General features: G+C 40.2%; 21 protein-coding genes and 1 riboswitch. Of the genes, 11 read left to right on the forward strand and 10 right to left on the reverse strand.

All coding sequences use genetic code 11. The annotated features are described in order from the left end of the window. Positions 1–11: 11 nt before the first annotated feature. Positions 12–2,072, reverse strand: coding sequence for an alpha-L-fucosidase (locus KZP23_RS06780; RefSeq protein ID WP_226335339.1), 2,061 nt, complete (start codon positions 2,070–2,072; stop codon positions 12–14). Between the two features lie 284 nt (positions 2,073–2,356). Here KZP23_RS06780 and KZP23_RS06785 point away from each other — a divergent pair, with 284 nt between their 5' ends. Beyond that, positions 2,357–4,615: a TonB-dependent receptor family protein gene (locus KZP23_RS06785; RefSeq protein ID WP_226335340.1), complete on the forward strand. Its 2,259-nt coding sequence runs from the start codon at positions 2,357–2,359 to the stop codon at positions 4,613–4,615. Positions 4,616–5,000: 385 nt separating this feature from the next. Here KZP23_RS06785 and KZP23_RS06790 read toward each other — a convergent pair whose 3' ends face one another. Further along, complete coding sequence (locus KZP23_RS06790) at positions 5,001–5,627, reverse strand: helix-turn-helix domain-containing protein (RefSeq protein WP_226335341.1); 627 nt, start codon at positions 5,625–5,627, stop codon at positions 5,001–5,003. Between the two features lie 301 nt (positions 5,628–5,928). On the opposite strand from KZP23_RS06790, the gene KZP23_RS06795 reads away from it, so the two are divergent. Then, positions 5,929–6,531, forward strand: a complete 603-nt coding sequence (locus KZP23_RS06795) for a nitroreductase family protein (protein ID WP_226335342.1) — start codon at positions 5,929–5,931, stop codon at positions 6,529–6,531. Between the two features lie 33 nt (positions 6,532–6,564). Here KZP23_RS06795 and KZP23_RS06800 read toward each other — a convergent pair whose 3' ends face one another. The 4 genes from KZP23_RS06800 to KZP23_RS06815 form a co-directional block, all read right to left on the reverse strand. Next, the gene (locus tag KZP23_RS06800; protein WP_226335343.1) at positions 6,565–6,822 is read right to left on the reverse strand and encodes a DUF6952 family protein; all 258 of its coding nucleotides are present in this window, start codon (positions 6,820–6,822) and stop codon (positions 6,565–6,567) included. Continuing rightward, on the reverse strand, positions 6,803–7,117 hold the full coding sequence (locus tag KZP23_RS06805) for a thioredoxin family protein (RefSeq protein ID WP_186757072.1): 315 nt from the start codon (positions 7,115–7,117) through the stop codon (positions 6,803–6,805). Before KZP23_RS06805 ends, KZP23_RS06800 begins: the two co-directional genes overlap by 20 nt. 96 nt (positions 7,118–7,213) lie before the next feature. After that, on the reverse strand, positions 7,214–7,786 hold the full coding sequence (yjjX, locus tag KZP23_RS06810) for an inosine/xanthosine triphosphatase (RefSeq protein ID WP_226335344.1): 573 nt from the start codon (positions 7,784–7,786) through the stop codon (positions 7,214–7,216). Between the two features lie 70 nt (positions 7,787–7,856). Further along, positions 7,857–8,564, reverse strand: coding sequence for a YebC/PmpR family DNA-binding transcriptional regulator (locus tag KZP23_RS06815; protein WP_226335345.1), 708 nt, complete (start codon positions 8,562–8,564; stop codon positions 7,857–7,859). Positions 8,565–8,720: 156 nt separating this feature from the next. Between KZP23_RS06815 and KZP23_RS06820 the strand changes: the two genes are divergently transcribed. Together KZP23_RS06820 and KZP23_RS06825 are read left to right on the forward strand one after the other, a co-directional pair. Beyond that, positions 8,721–10,052 carry an NAD(P)/FAD-dependent oxidoreductase gene (locus KZP23_RS06820; RefSeq protein WP_226335346.1) on the forward strand — a complete coding sequence of 444 codons (1,332 nt, stop codon included), beginning with the start codon at positions 8,721–8,723 and terminating at the stop codon, positions 10,050–10,052. Positions 10,053–10,487: 435 nt separating this feature from the next. Beyond that, positions 10,488–10,584: riboswitch (TPP riboswitch) on the forward strand. A gap of 85 nt (positions 10,585–10,669) precedes the next feature. Beyond that, entirely contained in the window at positions 10,670–13,057 is a 2,388-nt protein-coding gene (locus tag KZP23_RS06825; protein WP_226335347.1) for a TonB-dependent receptor, read from the forward strand. An 85-nt stretch (positions 13,058–13,142) separates the two neighbouring features. Here the strand turns inward: KZP23_RS06825 and KZP23_RS06830 are convergent, their stop codons facing one another. Together KZP23_RS06830 and dxs are read right to left on the reverse strand one after the other, a co-directional pair. Continuing rightward, complete coding sequence (locus tag KZP23_RS06830; protein WP_226335348.1) at positions 13,143–13,907, reverse strand: alpha/beta fold hydrolase; 765 nt, start codon at positions 13,905–13,907, stop codon at positions 13,143–13,145. Positions 13,908–13,968: 61 nt separating this feature from the next. After that, positions 13,969–15,885 (reverse strand): 1-deoxy-D-xylulose-5-phosphate synthase, encoded by a 1,917-nt coding sequence (gene dxs, locus KZP23_RS06835; RefSeq protein ID WP_226335349.1) that lies wholly within the window; start codon positions 15,883–15,885, stop codon positions 13,969–13,971. A 194-nt stretch (positions 15,886–16,079) separates the two neighbouring features. Between dxs and KZP23_RS06840 the strand changes: the two genes are divergently transcribed. The 3 genes from KZP23_RS06840 to KZP23_RS06850 all read left to right on the forward strand — a co-directional run bounded on the left by KZP23_RS06840 (position 16,080) and on the right by KZP23_RS06850 (position 18,423). Then, positions 16,080–16,826, forward strand: a complete 747-nt coding sequence (locus tag KZP23_RS06840; protein WP_226335350.1) for a segregation and condensation protein A — start codon at positions 16,080–16,082, stop codon at positions 16,824–16,826. A 5-nt stretch (positions 16,827–16,831) separates the two neighbouring features. Then, positions 16,832–17,896, forward strand: coding sequence for a lysylphosphatidylglycerol synthase transmembrane domain-containing protein (locus KZP23_RS06845; RefSeq protein WP_226335351.1), 1,065 nt, complete (start codon positions 16,832–16,834; stop codon positions 17,894–17,896). Positions 17,897–18,189: 293 nt separating this feature from the next. Continuing rightward, the gene (locus KZP23_RS06850) at positions 18,190–18,423 is read left to right on the forward strand and encodes a Kazal-type serine protease inhibitor family protein (protein WP_226335352.1); all 234 of its coding nucleotides are present in this window, start codon (positions 18,190–18,192) and stop codon (positions 18,421–18,423) included. 53 nt (positions 18,424–18,476) lie between these two features. On the opposite strand, the gene KZP23_RS06855 is transcribed toward KZP23_RS06850, so the two are convergent. Next, positions 18,477–18,899, reverse strand: a complete 423-nt coding sequence (locus KZP23_RS06855; RefSeq protein WP_215225383.1) for a nucleoside-diphosphate kinase — start codon at positions 18,897–18,899, stop codon at positions 18,477–18,479. 193 nt (positions 18,900–19,092) lie between these two features. Between KZP23_RS06855 and KZP23_RS06860 the strand changes: the two genes are divergently transcribed. The 4 genes from KZP23_RS06860 to KZP23_RS06875 are packed head-to-tail and all read left to right on the forward strand — an operon-like array spanning position 19,093 to position 22,185. Then, entirely contained in the window at positions 19,093–20,133 is a 1,041-nt protein-coding gene (locus KZP23_RS06860) for a DHH family phosphoesterase (protein WP_226335353.1), read from the forward strand. Further along, positions 20,120–21,064: an FKBP-type peptidyl-prolyl cis-trans isomerase gene (locus tag KZP23_RS06865; protein ID WP_226335354.1), complete on the forward strand. Its 945-nt coding sequence runs from the start codon at positions 20,120–20,122 to the stop codon at positions 21,062–21,064. Before KZP23_RS06860 ends, KZP23_RS06865 begins: the two co-directional genes overlap by 14 nt. A gap of 4 nt (positions 21,065–21,068) precedes the next feature. After that, positions 21,069–21,638: an FKBP-type peptidyl-prolyl cis-trans isomerase gene (locus KZP23_RS06870; RefSeq protein WP_226335355.1), complete on the forward strand. Its 570-nt coding sequence runs from the start codon at positions 21,069–21,071 to the stop codon at positions 21,636–21,638. 1 nt (position 21,639) lies between these two features. After that, on the forward strand, positions 21,640–22,185 hold the full coding sequence (locus KZP23_RS06875) for an FKBP-type peptidyl-prolyl cis-trans isomerase (RefSeq protein ID WP_226335356.1): 546 nt from the start codon (positions 21,640–21,642) through the stop codon (positions 22,183–22,185). Positions 22,186–22,655: 470 nt separating this feature from the next. On the opposite strand, the gene guaB is transcribed toward KZP23_RS06875, so the two are convergent. After that, positions 22,656–24,134, reverse strand: a complete 1,479-nt coding sequence (gene guaB / locus KZP23_RS06880) for an IMP dehydrogenase (protein ID WP_226335357.1) — start codon at positions 24,132–24,134, stop codon at positions 22,656–22,658. Between the last annotated feature and the right edge of the window lie 127 nt (positions 24,135–24,261).

Consider the following 24,261-nt stretch of genomic DNA (forward strand, 5'->3'; position numbering starts at 1 on the left):
GGTTTAAGTGCTTATTCAGAAATGGTACCAATTTCCGCGAAGGAAGCATCCTTTCCATCCAGGGTTTTGGTAGCTTTTAATTTGATAAATTTAGCAGGCACCGTACCAAAGCTTATTTTTTGCTCAATTGGGCTATTGGCGATATTGCCAAACTCTCCGGTACTTACCGTTTTCCAGCTCTTACCATCTGTACTTACCGCAAAATTATAATGCTGGATCACCCCTGACATATAGCGGTTTTGCATAGGCATATAGGTAAATCCTTTCAAATTCACCTCCGTTCCAAGATCGATTATAATTTCGTTGCTTTTGCTGACATAGTTCGAGTGGATGTTTTCGTCAATGGCTTGTTGTGCTTTTTCTCCTCCATTTACTACTTTCCAGCTAGTTTTGGCTAGGTCCAAATCTCTTCTGCTTACTTCACTTACTTTTCCGGTAGCTTTGTCCAAGGCAATGGCCTGAATGATTTGTGGCGTTTTGACATCAAATTCACCTTCATATTTGGTTGAATTTTGATCAGGTTGGCTTCCATCAGTGGTATAGTAGATGTCCACGCCTTCGTCAGGAACCTCTAAACTCACTTTTCCAGCGATGGTTCTTTTGATTTCAGGAGCTAATACTACCTTCGGTGCATTATAGACGGCCACTTTTGAGATCGTCGGACTTGCCTTGGCATCTTTGATGGTAAATCTAACCGCATTGGCAGTCACATCAGGGAATCTCAATATCCTTTTATAGCCAATAGTGGTTTCCGAAGCGATTTCTTCCCATCCATTTTCAGTTTGGGCTTCAACTGTAAAGGCTTTCACTCTTTGTCCTAGAGTAATATATTCTTGGGCCAAGAAACGGTTAAAAGTAATAGGTCCATCAAAATTGATGGTTAAAGAAGCTTCAATTACTCCATCATTAGTCGCCCAATAAGTTTCAGGGTTTTCATCTATTGCATTTTCCGCTTCATAACCATTTCCTCTGCTTTCGGAGGCCTCGATGCTGCCTGCATTAGCAGCTAGGTCTTTAGCAAAATCTTCTTTTATTTTATCGGCTAATTTCAATACTTGCTCGGCATCATTCTCATGGATCAGGCCTCTTTTATCTACAGGGAAATTCAATAAAAGTGAGCCATTACGGCCAATGCTTTCATAATATATATCCAAAAGTGTAGGAAGTGATTTTACCTTGTGGTCTTCATATTCATGGTAATACCAACCTGGTCGAATGGATACATCCACTTCTGCAGGCACCCAATGGGTACCATTTTCTTGTCCATCTGCATATTCGGTGTGATAATTAGGCATACCTCCATATATTTCATCACGCAATAAGTTGGACCAAGTCGTTTTATAGGCGTGGCCGCTTTCATTGCCTACCCAGCGGACGTCAGGACCTGCATCACTGAAAATTACAGCATTTGGTTGAAGTTCGCGGATGATCTTATAGGTGTTTTCCCAGTCATAGTAAGTCTTTTTATCTACTTTTCTTTCTTCATTGGCGCCGCCATAGTATCCGGTGCCTCCATTGGCACCATCAAACCATACTTCGAAAACATCACCATAATTGGTTAATAATTCTTTTAGCTGAGCTCTGAAGATTTCTATATATTCTGGAGTACCATAATGCTCGTTATTTCTGTCCCAAGGGGAAAGATATACGCCAAATTTCAATCCATACTCTTTACAAGCCTCAGAAAGCTCTTTAAGGACATCCCCTTTTCCATCTTTCCAAGAGGAGCTTTTTACAGAATGGTCAGTAGTTTCTGTTGGCCAGAGGCAAAATCCATCATGGTGCTTCGCTGTAATGATGATACCTTTCATGCCTGCTTCTTTGGCTACTTTGGCCCATTGTCGGCAATCCAATTCAGTGGGGTTAAATGTATCAGGGGATTCACCGCCCATTCCCCATTCTATATTGGTAAAGGTGTTCATATTAAAGTGAACAAAGGCGTAATATTCCATGTCCTGCCAAGCTAATTGTCGCTCAGAAGGTGTGGGTGCTACAGGTGCAGGTGGCGATACTGGTTCAGTTTGACAGGCCACCATAATAAGTAATAATAGAAATGCTAAATTTTTTATCATTGATAAGGAGGGTTATAACGAGGCCTCAATATAATTAATCGTGTCTTAATTTTATAAATTTTAACTTTTTATACTTCATCTCCCATAAAAAGTGTCAAAATTGTATTAGCATTGGCAAGGTATTTTTAAGTTTATGTAAATTGAATCGGTTTATTTTGTAGGTGAAAAGGCCTAAAAATTGTAAGATTAATTCTATTTTTTTGCAAGCATATTTTAAGTGCTATGGAACATAAAGGTCTTTCAATTTTTCTTTTGCAAAGGATATTAATCCTTATTTTTGGCAAATGAATTTAAAGTTTACCATTCTATTAGCCATTTTTATTGGCCTTCTGCCCAATTTGATTTTGGGACAAACAGTTTTGACCATTTTGGATGCAGAGACCCAAGAGCCGATTCCAGCTGTTTTGGTTAAGATCAATTCTCAGAATAAAGAAATTTCTGATGAGCAAGGCCGAGTTATATTGGATAACCAAAAGGTAGAAGATGTTTCCTTTTCACATATTTCATATGCTGGCTTATGGGTTAAAATCCAGCCCAATGAGAACCGCACCATATTTTTGGAGCGTAAGACCAATAGCCTGTCTGAAGTAGTTGTTTCTACTTTTGGGTCATCAAGATCCCTTATGGAACAGGATGCTGCTGTGAGTCATATCGGGGAGGAGGAGTTTTATCGCTTCAATGAGACTTCTTTGGTATCAGCCTTTAATACCAAGTCGGGAATTCGATTGGAGGAGCGGGCGCCAGGAAGCTATAGGGTTTCCATTAGGGGCAGCTCATTAAGAGCTCCTTTTGGAGTAAGGAATGTAAAAGTGTATTGGAATGGTATTCCTTTTACTTCTCCTGATGGTACTACCGCCCTGAATTTATTGGATTTGAATAATGTAAAGAAGGCTGATATCATTAAAGGTCCAGCAGGAAGCATCTACGGAGCAGGAAATGGCGGGGTGATCAGTTTTACTTCCAAGCCTATCGATGAAAATGCTGTGCAAGTTAACCTTGGTCTGGGTGAATATGGTTTGGTAAAATACAGTGTGGGCGTACAGCAAACAATGGAAAAGTCCAATGTACATGCTAATTATGTCCAACAAAAATCAAATGGATACAGGGACCATAGTGCCTTGGATAGAAAGGTCCTTCAGATGGGAGCTAATTTTTTTCCATCCGATAAGCAAACTGTTTCTACGGAGTTATTGTATTCAGATCTTAAGTATCAGATTCCCGGAGGCTTAAATGCCGATCAAGTGGCCGAAAACCCACAACAGGCCAGGCCTGGTTCTGCCGCCCAAAACGCCTCTATTTCCCAAAAGACCTTGTATGGGACTTTTGTCCATGATTATGATTTTAATGATCAATGGAATAATCATACTTCCTTTTATGTTCAAACAACAGATTTTGAAAATCCTTTCAATCTGGATTATAAAAGAGAAACGCAGTATGGTTATGGAGGAAGGACCAAATTTAGCTTGGATGACCAATGGGCTGGTTTTCCAGTGAAAGTTATTGTTGGTGGAGAGTATCAATTTTCCAATACCAGTGCACAAAACTTTGGGAATCGAGGAGGACAAGCAGATACTATTCGGTTTAGTGACGATTTGATCACGACACAAGCGTTTTTATTTCAGCAGTTGGAAGTAAAGTGGACAGAAGCTATCCGAATGACCCTGGGGTTAAGCGAGAATTTCTCCAAGTTTGATATCAATAGGACCATTGATGCATCTGCTGGAGAGCCCTATGCGGTGGAGAGGACATTTGATCCTGTATGGGTGCCTAGGTTAGCTCTTTCAGGTAAATTAAATGATCATTCCTCCATCTTTGGAAGTATAAGTTCAGGCTTTTCACCACCAACGATTGATGAGGTGAGGACCAATGAAGGTACCATCAATCTAGATTTGGAGGCTGAAAGGGGAGTGAACTATGAAATAGGCTATAGAGCCAGTTATTGGGAGGATAGGTTCAATGTTGATATAAGTACATTTTATTTCAAGTTAGACGAAACCATTACCACCTATACCAATGAACAAGGAGTGGTGCTTTTCCAAAATGCAGGGGCAACGAACCAAAAGGGATTAGAGGCCCAATTGGACTATGCCCTGTATAGAAATGGTTTGTCTTGGCTTCAGGAAATAGCTTTGGTACATGCTTACTCTTTTTATCACTTTAGGTTTAAAGATTATGTGGATGATGGTGAGGTCTATTCTGGAAATAAACTAACAGGAGTGGCCCCAAATAATTTGGCTAATCAAATTAACCTAAAAACTAGGGCTGGGCTATATCTTAATATTACCCATCAGTTTGTAGATGAAATTCCGCTGAATGATGTCAATACTGTTTTCCAGGACAGCTATAATTTATTGAGCGCCCGGATGGGGTGGAGGAAAAGCTTGGGCAGTCAATATGATTTGGAGCTCTATTTTGGTGCCGAAAATATACTGGATGAGCAATACAGCTTGGGAAATGATCTTAATGCCTTTGGGGGACGCTACTATCAGCCGGCTGCCCCATTGAATTTTTATGGTGGAGTTAAGTTTAAAGTGAGGTATTAAAGTAAATTATGTGTGTCCGCAATGTTGTGGGTAACCGAACTTTGTGAGGAACTTATTGTTTTCTGTTCTTTTCCATCGATGAAAAGAACCAAAAATCTAGGCCGAGGAACCTTCTTCAAATTGAGCTAATTTCGTTTCCGAATGTAATACGTTTGACTCAATTTGATTTTGTGCCATTTGCCGTAGGCTAAAAATGAGCGGATCTCGCTCGTCCACTTCGCGAGCTAACTCATTTTTTAAACGCCCCCATCAACTGTCCCAAAAACGAATGCTCCTAAGGCCGAATGATTAATTTGCGTACAAATATTTCGTTTCTATTGGGGTACTGAAAAAATTTAGAATAGTCATAAAATAAGATACTTTAGATAAATAAAATAGGATAAGATCAAGCTCGTATGAACCTGATCTTTGGGTAATACTTGGTGTCCTTTTGATCGTGGATTCTAAAGGTATTGATGATGATAAAAGTGGCATTGGTGATATACATCAGGATCCAGATTACCATATTTCCATGGTAGCCTAAACCGAAATAACTCATATTTGTAGTTCCGGGACTAGTAGCGATCTGAAAAATAATTGATATTGACCATATTATTATGGGAATAAATATATAGGGTGTTAGCAATAGCAGTAATACCCAGGTGATTTGAAAGTTGATCAATTTTCTGGATACCTCGTTGATATTTTTTACCTCGTCTTTCTTAAGTACCCAAAGAATAGCAGGGACTAAAATTCCCAGTAGGGGGAATAAAATAAAAGAAAGGGCAGAAAGGCTTAGCTTTTTAAGGTAAGCGATGTCCTTTGAATGATCGGTGTCCAATAGTACTTGGGGATCTACTTTTAGTGCTTCGGCAAGTTTGGTACAGGTAGCCCCGCTGGGTTTGGAATCTCCATTTTCTATTCGTTGAATGGTTCTTAAACTCAGCCCTGCTTCATCAGCTAAAAATTCTTGAGATATTCCTTTGGAGGTTCTTAGTGCTCTTAGTTTTTGTGCTATTGTTTCTTTTGTCATGATTTTATGATTTGTATATCTCAAAACTACTCATGCTAGGGCCGTAATGATAGTGTCGTAGTTGCGTCTATTTTATGACAATTTTGCGGCATTTTGGACATGGCGCAGGTTTTGGATAAAAAATGAAGATCAATATGATTATCATTTGATGATACTACAAATTTTCTGAACTTATTTAATGATTTTTTAATTGTTAGGTTTCAATTGAAAAGAGGAAGCTATAGCTATCTTGTCATGGGCATTATTACCTTTGCATAAAAGTTTAGCTCAAGTAATTATTTAAATAGAAAGATTATTTAGAATGGAAAAACCCGTTTTTAATATTGAGGAAGTAAACAAGATTATCAGAAACCGTCGCTCAATGTTTGTGGCACAGTTTAAGGAAAATGACCCTGTGGAAGACAGCATTATCGAGGAAATGCTGGAAAATGCCAACTGGGCGCCTACGCATAAATTAACCGAGCCTTGGGAATTTACAGTTTTCTCAGGAGAAGGGCTTAAAGAATTGGCAGATTTCCAATCTGAATGTTATAAGGAAAGAGCAGAAAGGAATGGGAATTTTAAAGAGGCAGTTTATCAAAAGCTTCAAGAAAACCCGCTGAAATGTTCCCATGTAATCGCAATAGCCATGAAGCGTGATTTGAAGGCCAATCTTCCAGAGATGGAGGAAGTAGCTTCAGTTTCTATGGCAGTGCAAAATATGTACTTGACAGCCAGTGCCCATGGATTGGCGGCCTATTGGGGAACAGGCGGGGTGACTTTTTATCCCGAAGCCAAAGCGTATTTTGGTTTGGGAGAAGAAGACAAGTTGATGGGGTTTTTCTATGTGGCCAAGCCAAAGTTGGATATTTGGCCAGAAGGAAAAAGAAAACCAATTGCTGAAAAAGTAAAATGGGTGAAATAAAAAAATCCCCGGTATCATTACCGGGGATTTTTTTTATTTGTCTATGGAACCCATTACGCGCTTCATAAAAGCATTCATGGCTTCTTTTTTATCCATACCGTCTTTGATCATGGTATTTACTTCTAATGTACCGTAAAGATTGGAGAGTAATTCTCCCATGACTTCCAATTCCTCATCCTTCAGTGAAGGGATTTCGGTCATGGATTCAAGTAGTTCTATGGTTTCATTCACCCAATCCTCATCGTTTTCCTCGATAAAACCGAGCACATGCTTAATTATTGGCAATCTCATCTATCAAAGCTTTAAGGTTGTCTTCTTTATTTGTTTGCGTTTGGTTAACCAATTTTCCGTCTTTGAAAGTGGCAAAGGTTGGCAGGTTGGTTACCTCGGCCAATTTTCTTGATTCAGGAAGTTTTTCAGCATCTACATACAAAAAGGTGATTCCTTCATAGCTGCCAGAAAGTCTTTTCATTTTTGGCTTCATGATACGGCAGTTACCACACCATGTTGCACCATACTGTACAATCACTTTTTCATTTTGTGAAACTACTTCCTGAAGGTTGTCTTGTTCTAATTCCTGTAACATATTCTTGTTCGTTTATGTGTTGCTTATTGATGAAACAAAAGTAATATCAATTAAATTGCTAAACCAATTGAAAAAATCTATAGCCCATAGAGTTTCTTAATACAGTTCCTCTTTTATAAATGGTATCAATGCTAAAACGACTGCTTGGTAATAATATTCTTTTCTATTGATGGTTCCATTGGTTAATATTCCAACAGCGCCATTCCCTTGTTTGGAGTTTTCTCTTTGAAAGACCTGGTCATCAGCTTTTCCAAGTTCCATTCCCTCATTAACCAGCTTACTGATCGCTTCAGGCAAGATAAATGTAGCCGTCCTGGATTTTCCTTCTTTTCCATTTTTGTCTAAAATAACTATCCAGGCAAATGCTTCCAGTTCATTTTCCATCTTGGCTACTCCACCTTCAATGCCCACCCAATAATCTGCTTCAGGAAATGCACTTTTGGCATTTTTAGCTCTATTATGAGCTCCTCTATAGGTTTCCTCATCACCAAAGGGCTGATCGCTGACTTCTGAATCAACATTGAGGCCTTGAACCACAAAATAGGATTGTTCAAAAGCTTGGGCAAAGCCACTTTCTGTACAATTGATCTTTACGGGATTATTGCTGCCCACAACGACCAATTGCTGTCGGTCTCGTTTTTGAATATTTTTTCTTTTTGGAAATGCCATTAAATAGCCTTGGTTAAAAATAAAAAAGCCTTTGGCTCAGGGCCAAAGGCAAATGAAATCATACTTTTAATTATGAAATATTATGGTAGACATTATTAACATCGTCGTCCTCTTCCATTCTTTCTATCATCTTATTGACTTCTTCTTCCTGCTCTTCTGTTAGGTCAACCGTTGTGGTAGGAAAGCGCTGGAAATCCGCACTGGTGACTTCAATATTTCGGTCTTCCAAGGCTTTTTGCATATTGCCGAATTCTTCGAATGGGGTATAGATAAAGATTTCACCTTCGTTTTCATCAATATCATCCAGTCCAAAATCGATCAGGTCTAGCTCAAGTTCTTCCAGGTCATGATCATCTTTAGGGAATCTAAAGACAGCCTTATGGTCAAACATAAAACTAACCGAACCTGAAGTACCCAAAGAGCCGCCCCCTTTGGTAAAATAATGCCTTACATTGGCAACAGTACGGTTGATATTGTCGGTGGAAGTTTCCAGTAAAATAGCCACACCATGCGGTGCAAAGCCTTCATATACTACTTCTTCGTAATTGCTTTGGTCTTTATTGCTAGCCCTTTTTATGGCCGCTTCGATACGGTCTTTGGGCATGGCTGCGCCCTTGGCATTTTGCATGACCGTTCTAAGCTTAGGGTTGTTGTCTGGATCTGGTCCCCCGGCTTTTACGGCTATAACTATTTCCTTGCCCAAGCGGGTAAATACCTTGGACATTTTGCTCCAACGCTTGAACTTTCTTTCTTTTCTAAATTCGAATGCTCTTCCCATATGATTTTAATTTCAGGATTGTAAAAATAATAAATCTTTTGAATTGGCTCATCATAACTGCCTAAACAAGTACTTTTCAAGTCAAGGCTTTTTATATTTGTTGTGGCAATGATAACGGACTTGCTTCAACAAATTATAGACTTAACCCTAGTAGCTATGCCAGATACTGTAAAATATCCCATTCCAAATCTCCCTGTGTCCAATCGACCTAAACTGGTGATTCTTGGCGGTGGTTTTGCCGGGCTTAAATTGGCCAGAAAGATGGTCAATTCTGAATATCAGGTGATCCTTCTGGACAAGAATAATTATCATCAGTTTCAGCCTTTATTTTACCAAGTTGCTACAGCAGCATTAGAGCCCAGTGCTATTTCATTTCCCTTGCGAAAGATATTCCACCATACGCCAAATGTAACCTTCAGGATGGCCGAGGCCCTGGAGTTGGACCAAGATAACAAAAGATTGTATACCAATGTAGGGTATATCGATTTTGATTATTTGGTCATGGCGATGGGGGCTGATACCAATTATTTTGGGATGAAGAATATCATGGAGCACAGTACGCCCATGAAAACTGTTTCTGAAGCTCTATATATCAGGAACCGCATCATCTCCAATTATGAAAAGGCCATCAATATCGCTGATGTGGAGAAGCGGAAATCCATGATGAATGTAGTCATTGTAGGCGGTGGACCAACAGGGGTGGAGCTGGCAGGAGCTATTGCAGAGCTGAGAAACAATGTTTTTCCCAAAGATTATCCTGAATTGAATTTTCAGAATATGAGAGTTGTACTAGCCGAAGCAGGACCGAAGCTGTTGGCAGGAATGTCCACTGAAGCCAGTGACAAGGCAGTGGTATATCTGGATAAGTTGGGGGTGGAAATCATGGTCAATGCTGCGGTAGAAGATTATGACGGTTTGACCATTAAAATCAAAGATCATGAAGGTTTGCAAACGCAGACCTTACTTTGGGCAGCAGGGGTGAAACCTAATCATATTAAAGGCCTGCGTGAAGATCAAATGATCCCCAATGGGCGTTTAAAAGTGGATGAGTATAATGCATTGATCGACAGTCAAGGAATATATGTGGTTGGGGATCTTTGTATTCAGACTGATGAAGATTATCCCCGAGGACATCCGCAAGTAGCGCAGGTGGCCATACAGCAGGCGGATAATCTATCCAAAAATTTGAAAGCCATAGCTGATAACCGTCCGCAAATTAGGTTTAAATATAAGGATCTTGGTTCAATGGCCACGGTGGGGAGAAGCCTGGCTGTAGTGGATTTACCATTTGTGAAATTTCAGGGATTCGCTGCTTGGATCACTTGGCTTTTTGTCCATCTTATGGCCATTGTTGGAGTAAAAAACAGAATATTTATATTCTTAGACTGGGCTTGGAATTACTTGTCTTTTGATCCTTCTTTGAGACTTTTGATCAGGCCCAGATATGTGAAGCCCAAGGAGAAAGAGGAGTTGGTTGAAGACAAATGATAAGGTAATTTGGGTGAAATATAGTATGTCTCATTGATGTTTTTAAACATTTGATTTACGATTTAATACAGTTTATGTGTGTTTCTGATTGAAATAAAGTTTGTATAGGTGTTGGGGAGCTTTATACTTTTTGCACCTTTTAGAATAGTTTCGAGGTATTCCTTTTTAGGAAAAATTCCGGATATATTTTGTGGGGAAATGAATGTGAAAGCATTTGCTTCCCCGCTTTTTGTATGTACTATCCAATATATTGCAAATTGAGAAACCGCCCTATGTATTTTGGTGATGGGACCTGTCGAATTGTGGATCTTTAATCAGTAGATTAATAATGGCTTATTGTCAAGGTGTTCTATCTGGTTAAGTACCGACTTGTTGCAGACAGTTACTTTACGTTTTTCTTTCTGGAATAAACCTTCTAACTTTGCCCTTGCAAATAGATCTAATAAGGGGTGCCCTAAATTAACGGGCTGAGATCATACCCATAATACCTGATTCGGGTAATGCCGACGAAGGGAAATGAGAATTCCACCGAGAGTGGATATTATGGTGAACATATAAAGTAGCAGTCTCCCCTGGACTGCTTCGAAGTTTAACCAAATTAAAAATCTAAGATTATTATGAAACGCGTCTTTTTGACCACATTATGTTTGTTGGTCGGGCTTAGTGCTATGGCACAAAATCATGTTACCGGCCATATTGTGGATGTAGAAACCGGTGAGGAGCTCATAGGGGCCAATGTGATTTTGGAAGGGACAGGCAGGGGAAGCACCTCTGATTTGAAGGGGAATTTCTCTATTGAAAAGGTGCCCGCAGGAAAGTATCAACTCAGGGTCTCTTTTGTTGGTTATGAGACATTGGTAAGGGAAATTCAAGCACCAATAAGTGGTTTGGATATTCAGTTGGAAAGAAATTCTCTTCTTACTGAAGAATTTATTGTTTCTGCTACCCGTGCTTCAGCAACCACGCCCACTACCTTTCAGACGATTGACAAGGAAGAACTGGCCAAGAATAATTTGGGTCAGGATATTCCTATCATGTTGAACTATACACCATCGGTGGTTACCCATTCTGATGCCGGTGCGGGAATTGGATATACCGGATTGAGAATTCGTGGATCTGATCAAAGCCGGATCAATGTCACCGTAAATGGAATTCCTATGAATGATGCTGAATCCCATGGTGTTTTTTGGGTAAATATGCCGGATTTTGCCAGTTCGGTGGACAATATTCAGATTCAACGTGGTGTAGGAACTTCCACCAATGGAGCGGCGACCTTTGGTGCCAGCATGAATATTCAAACGGATACAAAAAAGGAAGAAGCCTATGCAGAAGTCGGTAATTCCTTCGGATCTTTTAATTCTTGGAAGCATACTGTCAAGGCGGGAACAGGATTATTGAACGACCGATGGGCAGTAGATGCCAGGCTTTCAAAAATCAACTCTGATGGATATGTGGACAGGGCTTTTTCAGACTTGAAATCATATTTTGTCTCTGGTGGATACTATGGCGATGACCATGTTTTTAAGGTGAATATATTCTCAGGAAAAGAGCAAACTTACCAGTCTTGGTATGGCCTGCCTGAATCCAAATTGGAGAATGACAGGACCTTTAATTATTATACTTATGATAATGAGACCGATAATTACCAGCAAGATCATTATCAATTTATCTATACCGGTAAGTTTGGCCAGAACTGGAAAGCCAATGGTGCCTTGCATTATACTTATGGCCGTGGCTATTATGAACAGTTTAGAGCGGAGGATGATTTTGCCAGCTATGGTTTGGAACCGATCATGATCGGTGGTGAGCTCATTGAAAGTACCGATATTATTAGAAGAAGATGGTTGGACAATGATTTCTATGGAGGGGTGTTCTCCTTAAATTATGTGTCTGACAATGGCCATTTGGACTTTTTGTTTGGTGGTGGAGCCAACCGTTATGATGGAGACCATTTTGGTGAAATCATCTGGGCAAGAATAGCAGGAAATACTGAAATTCGTGACCGCTACTATGATAATAATGCAGTAAAAGATGATAGAAATATTTATGCTAAAGCTACCTATGAAGTAGCTGATAGGCTGTATTTGTTCGGTGACTTGCAATTCAGACAAATAGATTATCAATTCCAAGGTGTCAATGATGATCAAAGGGTGGTAGATGGCAACCAGCATTATGATTTCTTTAACCCTAAAGTGGGCATTAGCTATGAAACAGGAAAAGGAGAAACTTGGTATGCTTCTTATGCGGTTGCCAATAGAGAGCCCGTAAGAAGTGATTTTATAGATAACCCCATCACTGAAATACCAAAACCGGAAAGACTGAATAATCTGGAGGTGGGTATCAGGGCGCAAAAGGGAAACTTCAGCTATAATGCCAACTTCTATTATATGGGCTATAAGGACCAGTTGATATTAACTGGGCAAATCAACGATGTAGGAGCTTATATCCGTGAGAATGTGGATAAGTCCTATAGAGCAGGGATTGAACTAGACGGAGCGGTTAGGCTTTCTCCAATGTGGACCTTGGGAGGAAATATCGCCTTCAGCAGAAACAAGATAGAAACATTCACTGAGTATATAGATGATTATGCTTCCGAGCAGTTTCAGCAGATAGACTTTACCTATACGGATACTGATATTGCTTTTTCTCCAAATATTGTAGGTTCCGCCATTATCGATTTCAGACCTGTGAAAAACATGGAGATCAGCTGGATGGCCAAATATGTGGATGACCAGTATTTGGACAATACCCAAAATGAAGGTCGCAAGCTGGATGCTTACTTAACCAATGATATCCAATTGATCTATTCAGTCCGTCCTAGATTTGTAAAGGCTTTGGAGTTTAATATGAAAGTGAATAATGTTTTCAACGAAATGTATGAGCCAAATGGATATACCTTCAGCTATTTCGTTCCAGGGGAAACTGACCCTGAACTGGTGACAGAAAACTATTACTACCCAATGGCAGGAACCAATTTCATGCTTGGTGTCAATGTGAAGTTTTAGTTTGGTTAGTCATGAATAACGAAAAGGCCTTGGAAACATATTTCCAAGGCCTTTTTTATTTAATGCTGAAATTAGAAATTTAATCTTAAGCCTTTAAAAATTCCTTGACCATTCCTAGGCTTTCCTTTTCTGCTTCAAACATGCCCATATGGCCAGCATCTGAAAGTTCATGATAATAATCAACATATTCTTGATGTTTTCGGCTTGCATCGATTTTTACTGCACCATCCAACACCCCAGCTATCATTAATTTTTTGCCTTTGAAATCCCTGAGGATATCCATTCGGTCTTTGCGGTCCCGCATGGCTTTGGTAAAGGAAACCAGCCCTTCAAAGCTAGTTGTTCGGGCAATTTCGACCACTTCTTCTATGCTGCTTTTCATGTTTTCCCTATGTTCTTCGGTAAACAAAGGTGGGACAAAGGAGTCTACAAATTTCCTGACCCCATGTTTTTTTACAAAAGTGATGGTGCGGTTTCTGACACCAATTTTCTCTTCATCATCAGCAAATGCTGTGGAATGAAAAAGCCCAATTCCTCCAAGCTCTTCTCCCATCATTTCTGCCAAAGCTAAGGTGACATACCCACCCAATGAATGGCCAATCACAGTGGGTTTTTCCAAATTTAGGCCTTTGATCCATGCTTGAAGCATTTCAGCAGCTTTTTCCAAGCTGATATTTTCCTCATACCAGCGAGTTTCACCGAAACCAGGTAAATCAGGGCAAAGGACCCTATAATGAGAGGACAATTCCGCTTCAAACCTTTTCCACATTTCCTTGGCCTCACAAAATCCGTGAATAAATATTACTGGACTACCATGCCCTTGATCGGTATATTCTATTTGACTGGTCATTGGAGAAAATTAATCAATGAATAGGATAAAAAAAAGAGCCCTGATGAGTGCTCTAGAATTTTTATTTTTCTACTGATATGGGATCAGCTAACTTTTTTACAGCTTGGGCGATTCCATCCGGATCGAAACCGCATTCTCTATGGAGTTCTAGCTGTGTACCATGTTCAATCACCTCATCTGGAATTCCCAATCTTTTTACTTGGGCCTGATAGTTATGGTCCATCATCCATTCCAATACAGCACTGCCAAATCCTCCCATGAGACAGCCGTCTTCTACAGTAATTACCTTTTTGAACTTGCCAAAGACTTCATGAAGTAATGATTCATCCAATGGTTTCACAAAGCGCATATCATAGTGAGCAGGATTTAAGCCGTCCTTTTCCAGCTTTTCACAGGCCTCTATGGCATAATTTCCAATATGTCCTAAGGTCAAAATAGCAACGTCTTCTCCCTCTTTGATAATACGACCTTGCCCGGTAGGTATTTCCCTCATTGGTGTTCTCCAATCAGGCATCACCCCTTGTCCACGAGGATATCTAATGGAATAAGGTCCTTCATATTTGGAAGCTGAAAACATCATGTTTCTTAGTTCTTCCTCATTCATAGGGGCACTGATAACCAAATTAGGGATACAACGGAAATAAGCAATATCATAAGCACCATGATGGGTAGGGCCATCGGCACCTGCAAATCCCGCTCTGTCCAAGCAGAAAACTACTGGAAGATTCTGCAGGCAAACATCATGAACAACCTGATCATAGGCACGCTGCATGAAAGTACTGTAAATATTACAGAAAGGCTTTAGACCTTGGGTGGCCAAGCCTGCAGAGAAAGTTACTGCATGTTGCTCGGCAATACCTACATCAAAAGCCCTGTCAGGCATGGCCTTCATCATGATATTCATAGATGATCCTGAAGGCATGGCTGGGGTAATCCCCATGATTTTATCGTCCTCTTCAGCCAATTCCACTAAAGTGTGTCCAAAAACATCTTGGTATTTAGGTGGCTGGGGTGTATCGTATATCTTTTTGGAAATCTCACCGGTGATTTTGTCAAATTTACCGGGAGCATGCCATTTGGTTTGGTCTTTTTCTGCGAGGTCATAACCTTTTCCTTTTACCGTCAGGCAATGAAGGATTTTAGGCCCTGGGATTTTTTTGAGGTCATTCAATACTTCTACCAAGTGATTTACGTCATGTCCATCCACTGGACCGAAATAGCGAAGGTTTAATGATTCAAAAAGATTACTTTGCTTGAGCAGGGCCGATTTTACAGCTCCTTCTACCTTAGAGATAATTTCTTGGGCACTGGAACCAAATTTACTGAACTTGCCCAAGATCCTCCACAAATCATCCTTGAACCTATTATAAGTTTGAGAAGTAGTAATATCCGTTAGGTAATCCCGCAGTGCACCGACATTAGGGTCGATAGACATACAATTATCATTGAGGATAATGATCATATTGGTGTCAGAGATTCCCGCATGGTTCATGGCTTCAAAGGCCATTCCCCCTGTCATGGATCCATCACCTATTACAGCTACATGCTGTTTTAAATCATCTCCCTTGTATTTGGAGGCCATGGCCATACCTAGGGCGGCAGAGATAGAGGTGCTGGAATGTCCTACACCAAAACTGTCGTATTCGCTCTCTTTTCTTTTTGGAAACCCTGAGATTCCCTTATATAGCCTGTTGGTATGGAATTCCCCCCTTCTACCTGTGAGGATTTTGTGCCCATAAGCCTGATGGCCCACATCCCAAACCAGTTGGTCTGAAGGGGTGTTCAACACATAATGCAAGGCAACGGTCAATTCTACCACGCCCAAGCTCGCGCCAAAGTGGCCGCCATAGACTGAAACAGAGTCAATGATGTATTGGCGCAACTCCTCGCAAATTTGTACGAGTTGATCCCTGCTGAATTTTTTCAATTCATCCGGGGAGTTGATTTGAGCGAGAAGTTTCCCTGGTTCTATTAACATGGCAGTATGATACCGTTTGGCAATGATAACTGAGACTGAGGTTCAATTGTTTCAATATAGCTAAAATTTAGCCAATCTTTCCTCAAGAAATAAATCTTATGGATTTTGAACCGTCTCCTATAGATTTTTGTATTTATATAATATCTTTGATAATCAATTCGATCGCAAAATTAAGAGAAATTTAATACTATCCAGTGAGTTTCGAGATCAAATTACCGCTTTTTGAGGGACCCTTCGATTTATTGCTGTTCTTTATCGAGCGCGATGAGCTGGATATCTATGATATTCCTATCTCAAAAATCACCCATGATTTTCTGGATTACTTGAAACATTTGGAAAAAATGGAGATTGAAGTGGCCAGTGAATTTATCCTGGTAGCGGCTACTTTGATGAAGATCAAAAGTAAATTATTGATCCCCAGACCCGAATTGGATGAGAATGGGGAGGAGATCGATCCTCGAGAAGAATTGATACGGCACTTACTTGAATACAAAAAGTACAAGTCCGTGATCGGTGAGCTTTCGGATTTGGAAGCGGAAAGGATGAGCAAAGAGAAGAGGGGAAATATCGCTGCTGAGCTTAAAGAATTGAGTAAGGTAGATAATGTGGAGAGTGAAGTGCAGGATATTGATTTATATAAAATTCTGAGGGTTTTTCAGCGGGTGATGGCCAAGTACTCCGCTAGAACTGATGAAACAAAACACACTGTGGTCCAATATCCCTACACCATTGACCAACAAAAAAACTTTGTTTTGGACAAGATCAGCTTCAAGAAGCATGTGGCATTTTCTGAATTTATAGAATACAAGCCTGATAAGATATTCGTGATTTATACTTTTCTGGCGATACTTGAATTATTGCAGTTATCGCTCGTAACCATTAAGCTGGGAGAAGGATTTAATAATTTTTGGGTGGAGAAAACAGAAGGAGTTCAGGTTTAGTATTTATGAGGTTAGATAATAAAGAGATTTTCAAAACACTGAACCCCAATAAGGTCTGGATTCCTATTTTGATCGGGATTGGTATTGTTTTCCTCATGTTTTACATGGATCCATCGATCACGAAAGAGAATCTGAGCAGTGTTTTTGATGCTTCTTTATTTTCTTTGTTCATCGCTTTTTTGGTGATTTTTATGCGCGACGCAGGCTATGTCTTTCGTATCAGGGAAATCACCGACAAGAAACTCACCTGGCTGCGGGCCATCTATGTCATTATATTATGGGAATTTGCCTCTGCGGTCACCCCTTCGATCGTCGGAGGCACTGCGGTGGCCGTGTTTATTTTACATAAAGAGGGGATCAAGCTGGGAAAGGCCATTGCCTATGTAATGGTGACGGCCATTTTGGACAATCTCTTTTTTGTCATAGGCGCGCCAATTGTCCTTTATTTTGCCCAAGGCTATATTTTTCCTGATAGTAAGGTACTTGAACTCAGGCTGGACAATAGTCTGGGGTATATCTTTTGGGTGAGCTATTTTTTGTATGCTTTGTATTCCCTGGTGATGGCAGCAGCACTGTTTTATCGGCCAAGGGTCTTCAAATGGATCTTGTTGAAAATATTCAGTATCAGATGGATCAGGAAGTGGAAACATAATGCCAGCGAATATGGTGATCAGATTATTGAGTCCAGCAAGGAATTGCAGGGCAAAAAGGCCAATTATTGGATAACCATTTCCCTAGCTACTGTATTTATTTGGTGTTCTCGCTATTTGATGCTGAATGCTCTGATCACCGCTTATGTGGACATGAGCTTTAACGAGCATATCATTGTCTTTGCCAGGCAAATTATCATGTGGATAGTGATGATGGTGTCCCCTACACCTGGAAGTAGCGGGACTGCAGAGTTTTTCTTTGCACAGTTCTTTTATGAGTTCTTGTCCAATTACACCTTTGTTACCAGTATTCTCTGGAGAATGTTTTCTTACTACCCTTATCTGCTTTTGGGAGCAGTCTTTTTGCCCAGATGGATCAGGCAGGTGTTCTTTAAGAAGAAAGAGGAAGCGGCTGAGTAAAGTTAATTCAATGTTCTTTCAAGCATGCAGAGTGTTTATAGTGCAAGATTAAGGAGGTCTTTCGTCTTCTTCGAGAAACCTTTCTGTCCTTTGCGTGTGAATTATTTCTTCTTGAAACGATATTAATTGTCTTATCTCCTTTAATTGTTGGGAAATTTGATTCTCTCGATTAAGAATATGAGCTATGTATGCTGGGTTTCTCTTGTACCAAACAAAATAGTATGTATAGAAGATTAATTTCTATCTGTAGCGAAAGGGGTGTGATACCACGTAGTGATAAAAAAGAAAAAACAATGAAAACCCTTACCCTATTTGCTGTGTTTGCCTTTTTCCTGCTTGGCTTCCAATGCAATAATGATGAGAATCCCGCTGTATCCGATTGCATGGATCCAGATATGGTAGATCCAAGCACTGCGTGTATTGAGATATATCAACCTGTCTGTGGTTGCGACGGTAAAACTTATTCAAATGACTGTGTGGCGAAGTCCAATGGGGTAAAAAGCTGGACTGAAGGGGCTTGTGAATAAAAAAAACTCCCTAAGCGATTAGCCAGGGAGTTGTGTGTTTTGTCGAAAGATCATTAAAGTACTCTCTCGAATTGGCTAAAGTAGAAGTTGCCTTCGATTTCAGCATTTTCATCAGAGTCAGAACCATGCACCGCATTGGCTTCTATTGACTTGGCAAATAATTTTCTGATTGTACCTTCAGCAGCTTCTGCTGGGTTGGTAGCACCGATCAGTTTTCTAAAGTCTTCTACTGCATTGTCCTTTTCCAAGATGGCAGCAATAATAGGTCCTGAAGACATATAAGTACATAGATCACCATAAAAAGGTCTTTCTTTGTGGACTTCATAAAATTTTCCGGCCAATTCAGCGGTTAACTGGGTAGCTTTGATGGCTACAATTTTGAATCCAGCCTCCTCGATCATTTTAAGGATTGCGCCAGCATTTCCTGCGCCAAAGGCATCAGGCTTAATCATGGTGAATGTTCTATTATTTGCCATTTTTGATTAATTGATAGTATAAGGTTTATTTTCCGCTGCAAAAATAGTGTTTTTAACGGAAAGATAGAATATGTAGAGTTAAAATCGCGTTATATGGCTCTTTTTTAGGGTTTTGTGTAAATTGGGATTTTTAAAAAATTATAATGACCTTTGCATCTTGTGTAGTATTGAAAGTGCTACTAAAATAATGTAGATGCTAGAGTTAGAGTCATTTAAAAAACTACTGTCCTCGCCCAAGAAAATTGTCCTTACCACCCATCATAAACCTGATGCAGATGCATTAGGTTCATCTTTGGGAATGGGGAATTATCTCAAGAAAAAAAATCATGAGGTAACTGTGATTACTCCATCGGATTATCCGTCCTTTTTGTATTGGATGAAAGGTAATGATGAGGTATTGAATTTCGAGGACCAGGAACATCAGCAGGAGATAACGGAGAAAGTGGCCGCTGCAGATATGATCATTTGCCTGGACTTTTCATGTTTGAAAAGGATCCATGAACTGGGTGAATTGGTCAGGGCTTCCAAAGCTGTCAAAGTCAATATTGATCACCATTTGGATCCGGAGGATTTTGCGGACTTTAGGTACTGGAGTACCGAAGCTGCAGCCACCTGTGAGCTGGTATATGATCTTATCGTTAAATTGGGAGAAAAAGACCTGATCGACAGTGATATTGCAGATTGTCTTTATTCGGGCATAATGACCGATACCGGCGGTTTTCGCCATCCCAATACCACCAAGCATGTACACTGTGTGACTGCTGAGCTGATAGGCCTAGGTGCAGATAATGCAAAAATTTCCCGCCTGATTTATGATACAAATTCCGTAAACCGTCTTAAATTTATAGGTTTTGCTTTAAGTAGGAGATTGGTGATTCATACGGGATTGAATACTGCGTATTTTTGGATCAGTAAAAGGGATTTGAAAAAATACGATTCTCGTACCGGAGATACGGAAGGATTGGTTAATTATGCACTTTCCTTGGATGGTGTCAAAATAGCGGCCATGTTTACCGAGAGGAAAGATGGGGTGAAGATTTCTTTCAGGTCCACAGAGGATGTCGCGGTCAACCAGTTTGCCGCGAAATACTTTGATGGAGGTGGACATAAAAATGCTGCGGGAGGAAAATCCGATTTATCCTTGAAGGAGACCATAGAAAAGTTTGAAAAATTAATAAAAGATAATCAACAAAGATTGTTAAATCAACTAGAATTAGTCAATGAAAAACATTAAAAGCATGATGTTGTCAGCCAGTGTGTTGGCATTGTCCTTAGGGATTGTTTCTTGTAATAAGACAAAAACAACAGAAGATGGTACCGAGTATACCTATCTTGAAGAAGGTTCCGAAAAGCCTGAAAATGGTCAGTTTGTGATCTATGAATTCACGGCAAGAAATGCCAAGGACTCTGTATTTCTTTCTAGCATAGAAAATGGTGCACCGGCATATATGATGCACAATGATTCCATCAAAAGGTACGATACTACCAAAGTAAGACCTGCTATTGACGAGATTTTTTCAAACCTTAAAAAAGGCGATAGCATCCAGTTCACTGCTGCTGCGTCTAAAATTTTTGGTGAAATGAACACCCCTCCTTTCTTGACGCCTGAAGAGAATATTACCTTGAATATCGGTGTTACGGATATTTTGGATGAATCCGAAATGGAAGGTTTTATGGCCAAGGTACAAGAGAAGCAACGCGCCAAGCAAGAAGAGGCAGCAGAAGCTCAATTGGCCACTGATATCAAAATGATCCAAGACTATATGGCCGAGAATGATCTGAATGCCACTAAAACGGAATCTGGCCTTTTCTATATAATCGAGGAAGAGGGTGATGGTGAAGCTGTGGAAGAAGGAAATACGGTTTCTGTGAACTATACAGGTTATGTCTTGGATGGTACCATCTTCGATACCAGTGTGGAGGAAGTAGCTAAGGAAAATGAAATCTTTAACGAAAATCGTCCCTACGAACCATTTAATGTGATGGTGGGCCAAGGTCGTGTGATTCCTGGTTGGGATGAAGGCTTGCAGTTGCTTAAAGGTGGTAGCAAGGCCAAGTTGTTGATCCCTTCTACTTTGGCCTATGGCCCAAGACAAGCTGGTGAGGTGATTAAGCCAAACTCTATCTTGGTTTTTGACGTAGAAGTACTTGATGTTCAGAAATAAACCAATGAATAGTATCAAAGTGATTTTGTCAGCACTCCTGATTTCAGGGGTGCTGACTTCTTGTTTGGAGGAACAGGAAACGCCGCAAGAAATTTACCAGCGTGATCTGGAAAGGATCGATGAGTATATTGCTACCACGGACTATCCATATTTAGAGATGGATCAGGATGCAAATTCAGGTATAGTGATTTTGTGGGAGTATAAGTCTTATTCAGGTGTCAAGGCAGAGGAGGCTGATACCCTTCATGTAGACTACACTGGAATGCTGTTAGATGGAAGTGTTTTTGATACTTCCGATGAGGATATTGCCAGGGATAACCGGATTTATAATTCTGACAGAGAATATGCTCCCTTGGTAGTTAAGTACTTGTATACCTCACTGATTCAAGGCTTTTATTTTGGACTTTCGAAGATGGAAGAAGGTGATAAGGCAAGAATCATTATGCCGTCTATATTTGGCTATGGAAATAGTGAGCAAGCAGGTAGAATTCCGGCTAATTCTGTATTGGTATTTGACTTGGACCTGAAAGAAGTGGATAAGGATGATGAAGATGACAGTGAAACGACAGAATAATATGAAAAAGTATATTTTAGGATTTTTGGGTCTAGTATTGCTTGCAGGTATGATTTCTTGTGAGCCTAATAATCCCTATAATATTGGGCCTACTTATGATGCGGAGAAGTATTTAAAGATTGATAGTGTAAAGATAGCCGAATATTTAGAGGTTGCGGAAATAGACAGTCTTTATAGAATTCATGACCCAAGTGGGGTGGTAATTATTGTTCAAGAAGAAGGCGAAGGTTCTCGTCCTGAATATGGTAATCAGATATACACTGATTATGTGGGAATGCTTACTGACGACACTGTTTTTGACACCAATATACAGTCTGTTGCTGAAGACAATGGCCTACATGAAGAAGGAGATGTTTATAGACCGCTTAGCTTTGAATTAGGATCAGGAGTTGTACAAGGCTTTTCATTAGGTTTTAGAAGGCTGAGAAGTGGATCCAAGGCAGTGTTGGTGATTCCTTCTCCATATGGATACCAAAGTCAAGAAAGAGAAAGGATACCAGAAAATTCAGTATTGGTATTCGAAGTGGACTTTCTGGGAATGGATTAATCCAAAAGAAAGATATGATTTGAGCGTAATGAAAACCATTACGCTTTTTTTGTGCCTGTATATTTTTCTTTTACGAAGTTCGCTATTTGATTATTATCCACGGAATGTGCAACTGGAAACAAAGGAAGTATTTTATTGCTTTTGCTTTTTCAAATTATTATAGCTTAAAACCACTTGAACCCGTGCCTCATTTTTTCAGATTATCTGGGTACAGCCCTTTATACAATATATAAAAATGATACGCACAGATTTGTCTTGAACGGATATCCTTATCTGTGTTTATCTTTATCCATCTGTGGTCAAAAAATAAAGGATAATAAATAGCGCATATCTAACTAAAATATTCTGGTCTCCCGAATTTTCCACTTAGCCCGCTTTGATACGTCTTTTAGTCTCGCTTAGATGATGATCAAAAAAAATGTCATCCGCTGGTGGCAGATGACATTTTAAATATAAATATGTGTTGGATATTAACCTTTTGCGCTATAGTTAGGTGCTTCCCTGGTTACACTCACATCATGTGGGTGGGACTCATGAACACCAGCAGCAGTGATTTTTACAAATTTGCCATTTTTCTGTAAGTCCTCAACCGTCTGTGTGCCGCAATAGCCCATACCAGCCTGCAATCCACCTACCAATTGGTAAAGTACCTCTGCTACCAGGCCTTTGAAGGCTACCCTTCCTACGATGCCTTCAGGAACCAGCTTTTTGATATTGTCTTCTGCATCTTGGAAATAACGGTCTTTTGATCCTGATTCCATGGCTTCCAAAGAGCCCATTCCTCTATAGGTCTTGAATTTTCTTCCTTGATAGATGATCATTTCACCTGGAGCCTCTTCAGTTCCTGCCAATAGTGATCCGATCATGATAGAGCTGGCCCCAGCAGCTACTGCTTTGACCAAGTCACCAGAATAGCGGATACCACCATCTGCAATAACAGGTACTCCTGTTCCTTCAAGCGCCTTGGCACATTCGAATACGGCAGATAACTGGGGAACACCTACACCGGCAATAACCCTGGTAGTACAGATACTTCCTGGTCCTACACCTACTTTTACTGCATCAGCACCTGCATCGGCAAGGGCCTTGGCCGCTTCTGGTGTAGCAATATTTCCTACGATAACTTCCAGGTCAGGGAAGGTGTCTTTAATTTTTCTGCAAGTATCGATAACTCCTTTAGAGTGGCCATGAGCAGTGTCAATGGAAACCACGTCCACTCCAGCATCTTTAAGGGCCTGGACTCTTTCTACGATGTCTGCAGTCACCCCAACAGCAGCTCCCACTCTTAGACGGCCATATTCATCTTTACAAGCATTTGGCTTGTCTTTCCTTTTAAGGATATCCTTATAGGTGATCAAGCCTGTAAGTTTATTGTCCTCGTCGATGATGGGAAGTTTTTCGATTTTATATTCTTGAAGAATCTCTTCCGCTTGTTCCAGGGTGATGCCCGCTTTAGCAGTAATAAGATTTTCGGAGGTCATGATCTCCTTAACAGGCTTTTGTTGATCTTTGATGAATCGTAAGTCCCTGTTGGTGATAATTCCTTTTAGGTTTCTGTCCTTGTCCACTACTGGAATACCACCAATATGGTATTCTCTCATGATGTCTTCAGCATTTTTAACTATGGCATCCACCTGTAAGGTGATTGGATCTAGGATCATACCGCTTTGAGAACGTTTTACCCTTCTGACTTGGGCGGCTTGCTGCTCAATAGTCATGTTTTTGTGGATAAAACCAAGTCCTCCTTCCAAAGCAATGGCAATGGCCAGTTCGGCTTCGGTAACGGTATCCATGGCCGCTGAAACCAAAGGAATGTTTAACCTGATTTTTTTAGTAAGTTGAGTGGAGGTGTTGGTGTCGCGCGGTAATACTTCTGAGTATCCGGGAACCAAAAGCACGTCATCATAGGTGAGCGCTTCGTAGAGGAATTTATCGGTATTTAGATTCATGGCAAATTTGGTTAAGGAACCCTATTTGCCCGTCAAAGATACAAACAATTTTGAATGTGAATCAATGATAGCTAAAAAATAATTTAATATTTCGTGAATAAATTACGTCTTCAAGGAATAATCTTTG

Source organism: Echinicola marina (genome assembly GCF_020463795.1).
Classification (GTDB): Bacteria; Bacteroidota; Bacteroidia; order Cytophagales; family Cyclobacteriaceae; genus Echinicola; species Echinicola marina.

Excerpts from the sequence above, each read along its gene's own strand:
- guaB (WP_226335357.1), bottom strand. The coding sequence starts at position 24,134 with ATGAATCTAAATACCGATAAATTCCTCTACGAAGCGCTCACCTATGAT.
- KZP23_RS06870 (WP_226335355.1), top strand. The coding sequence starts at position 21,069 with ATGAATAGTATCAAAGTGATTTTGTCAGCACTCCTGATTTCAGGGGTG.
- yjjX (WP_226335344.1), bottom strand. The coding sequence starts at position 7,786 with ATGGCATTTCCAAAAAGAAAAAATATTCAAAAACGAGACCGACAGCAA.
- KZP23_RS06805 (WP_186757072.1), bottom strand. The coding sequence starts at position 7,117 with ATGTTACAGGAATTAGAACAAGACAACCTTCAGGAAGTAGTTTCACAA.
- KZP23_RS06860 (WP_226335353.1), top strand. The coding sequence starts at position 19,093 with ATGCTAGAGTTAGAGTCATTTAAAAAACTACTGTCCTCGCCCAAGAAA.
- KZP23_RS06850 (WP_226335352.1), top strand. The coding sequence starts at position 18,190 with ATGAAAACCCTTACCCTATTTGCTGTGTTTGCCTTTTTCCTGCTTGGC.
- KZP23_RS06875 (WP_226335356.1), top strand. The coding sequence starts at position 21,640 with ATGAAAAAGTATATTTTAGGATTTTTGGGTCTAGTATTGCTTGCAGGT.
- KZP23_RS06800 (WP_226335343.1), bottom strand. The coding sequence starts at position 6,822 with ATGAGATTGCCAATAATTAAGCATGTGCTCGGTTTTATCGAGGAAAAC.
- KZP23_RS06815 (WP_226335345.1), bottom strand. The coding sequence starts at position 8,564 with ATGGGAAGAGCATTCGAATTTAGAAAAGAAAGAAAGTTCAAGCGTTGG.
- KZP23_RS06785 (WP_226335340.1), top strand. The coding sequence starts at position 2,357 with ATGAATTTAAAGTTTACCATTCTATTAGCCATTTTTATTGGCCTTCTG.
- dxs (WP_226335349.1), bottom strand. The coding sequence starts at position 15,885 with ATGTTAATAGAACCAGGGAAACTTCTCGCTCAAATCAACTCCCCGGAT.
- KZP23_RS06855 (WP_215225383.1), bottom strand. The coding sequence starts at position 18,899 with ATGGCAAATAATAGAACATTCACCATGATTAAGCCTGATGCCTTTGGC.
- KZP23_RS06830 (WP_226335348.1), bottom strand. The coding sequence starts at position 13,907 with ATGACCAGTCAAATAGAATATACCGATCAAGGGCATGGTAGTCCAGTA.
- KZP23_RS06790 (WP_226335341.1), bottom strand. The coding sequence starts at position 5,627 with ATGACAAAAGAAACAATAGCACAAAAACTAAGAGCACTAAGAACCTCC.
- KZP23_RS06820 (WP_226335346.1), top strand. The coding sequence starts at position 8,721 with ATGCCAGATACTGTAAAATATCCCATTCCAAATCTCCCTGTGTCCAAT.
- KZP23_RS06845 (WP_226335351.1), top strand. The coding sequence starts at position 16,832 with ATGAGGTTAGATAATAAAGAGATTTTCAAAACACTGAACCCCAATAAG.
- KZP23_RS06865 (WP_226335354.1), top strand. The coding sequence starts at position 20,120 with ATGAAAAACATTAAAAGCATGATGTTGTCAGCCAGTGTGTTGGCATTG.
- KZP23_RS06795 (WP_226335342.1), top strand. The coding sequence starts at position 5,929 with ATGGAAAAACCCGTTTTTAATATTGAGGAAGTAAACAAGATTATCAGA.
- KZP23_RS06780 (WP_226335339.1), bottom strand. The coding sequence starts at position 2,072 with ATGATAAAAAATTTAGCATTTCTATTATTACTTATTATGGTGGCCTGT.
- KZP23_RS06825 (WP_226335347.1), top strand. The coding sequence starts at position 10,670 with ATGAAACGCGTCTTTTTGACCACATTATGTTTGTTGGTCGGGCTTAGT.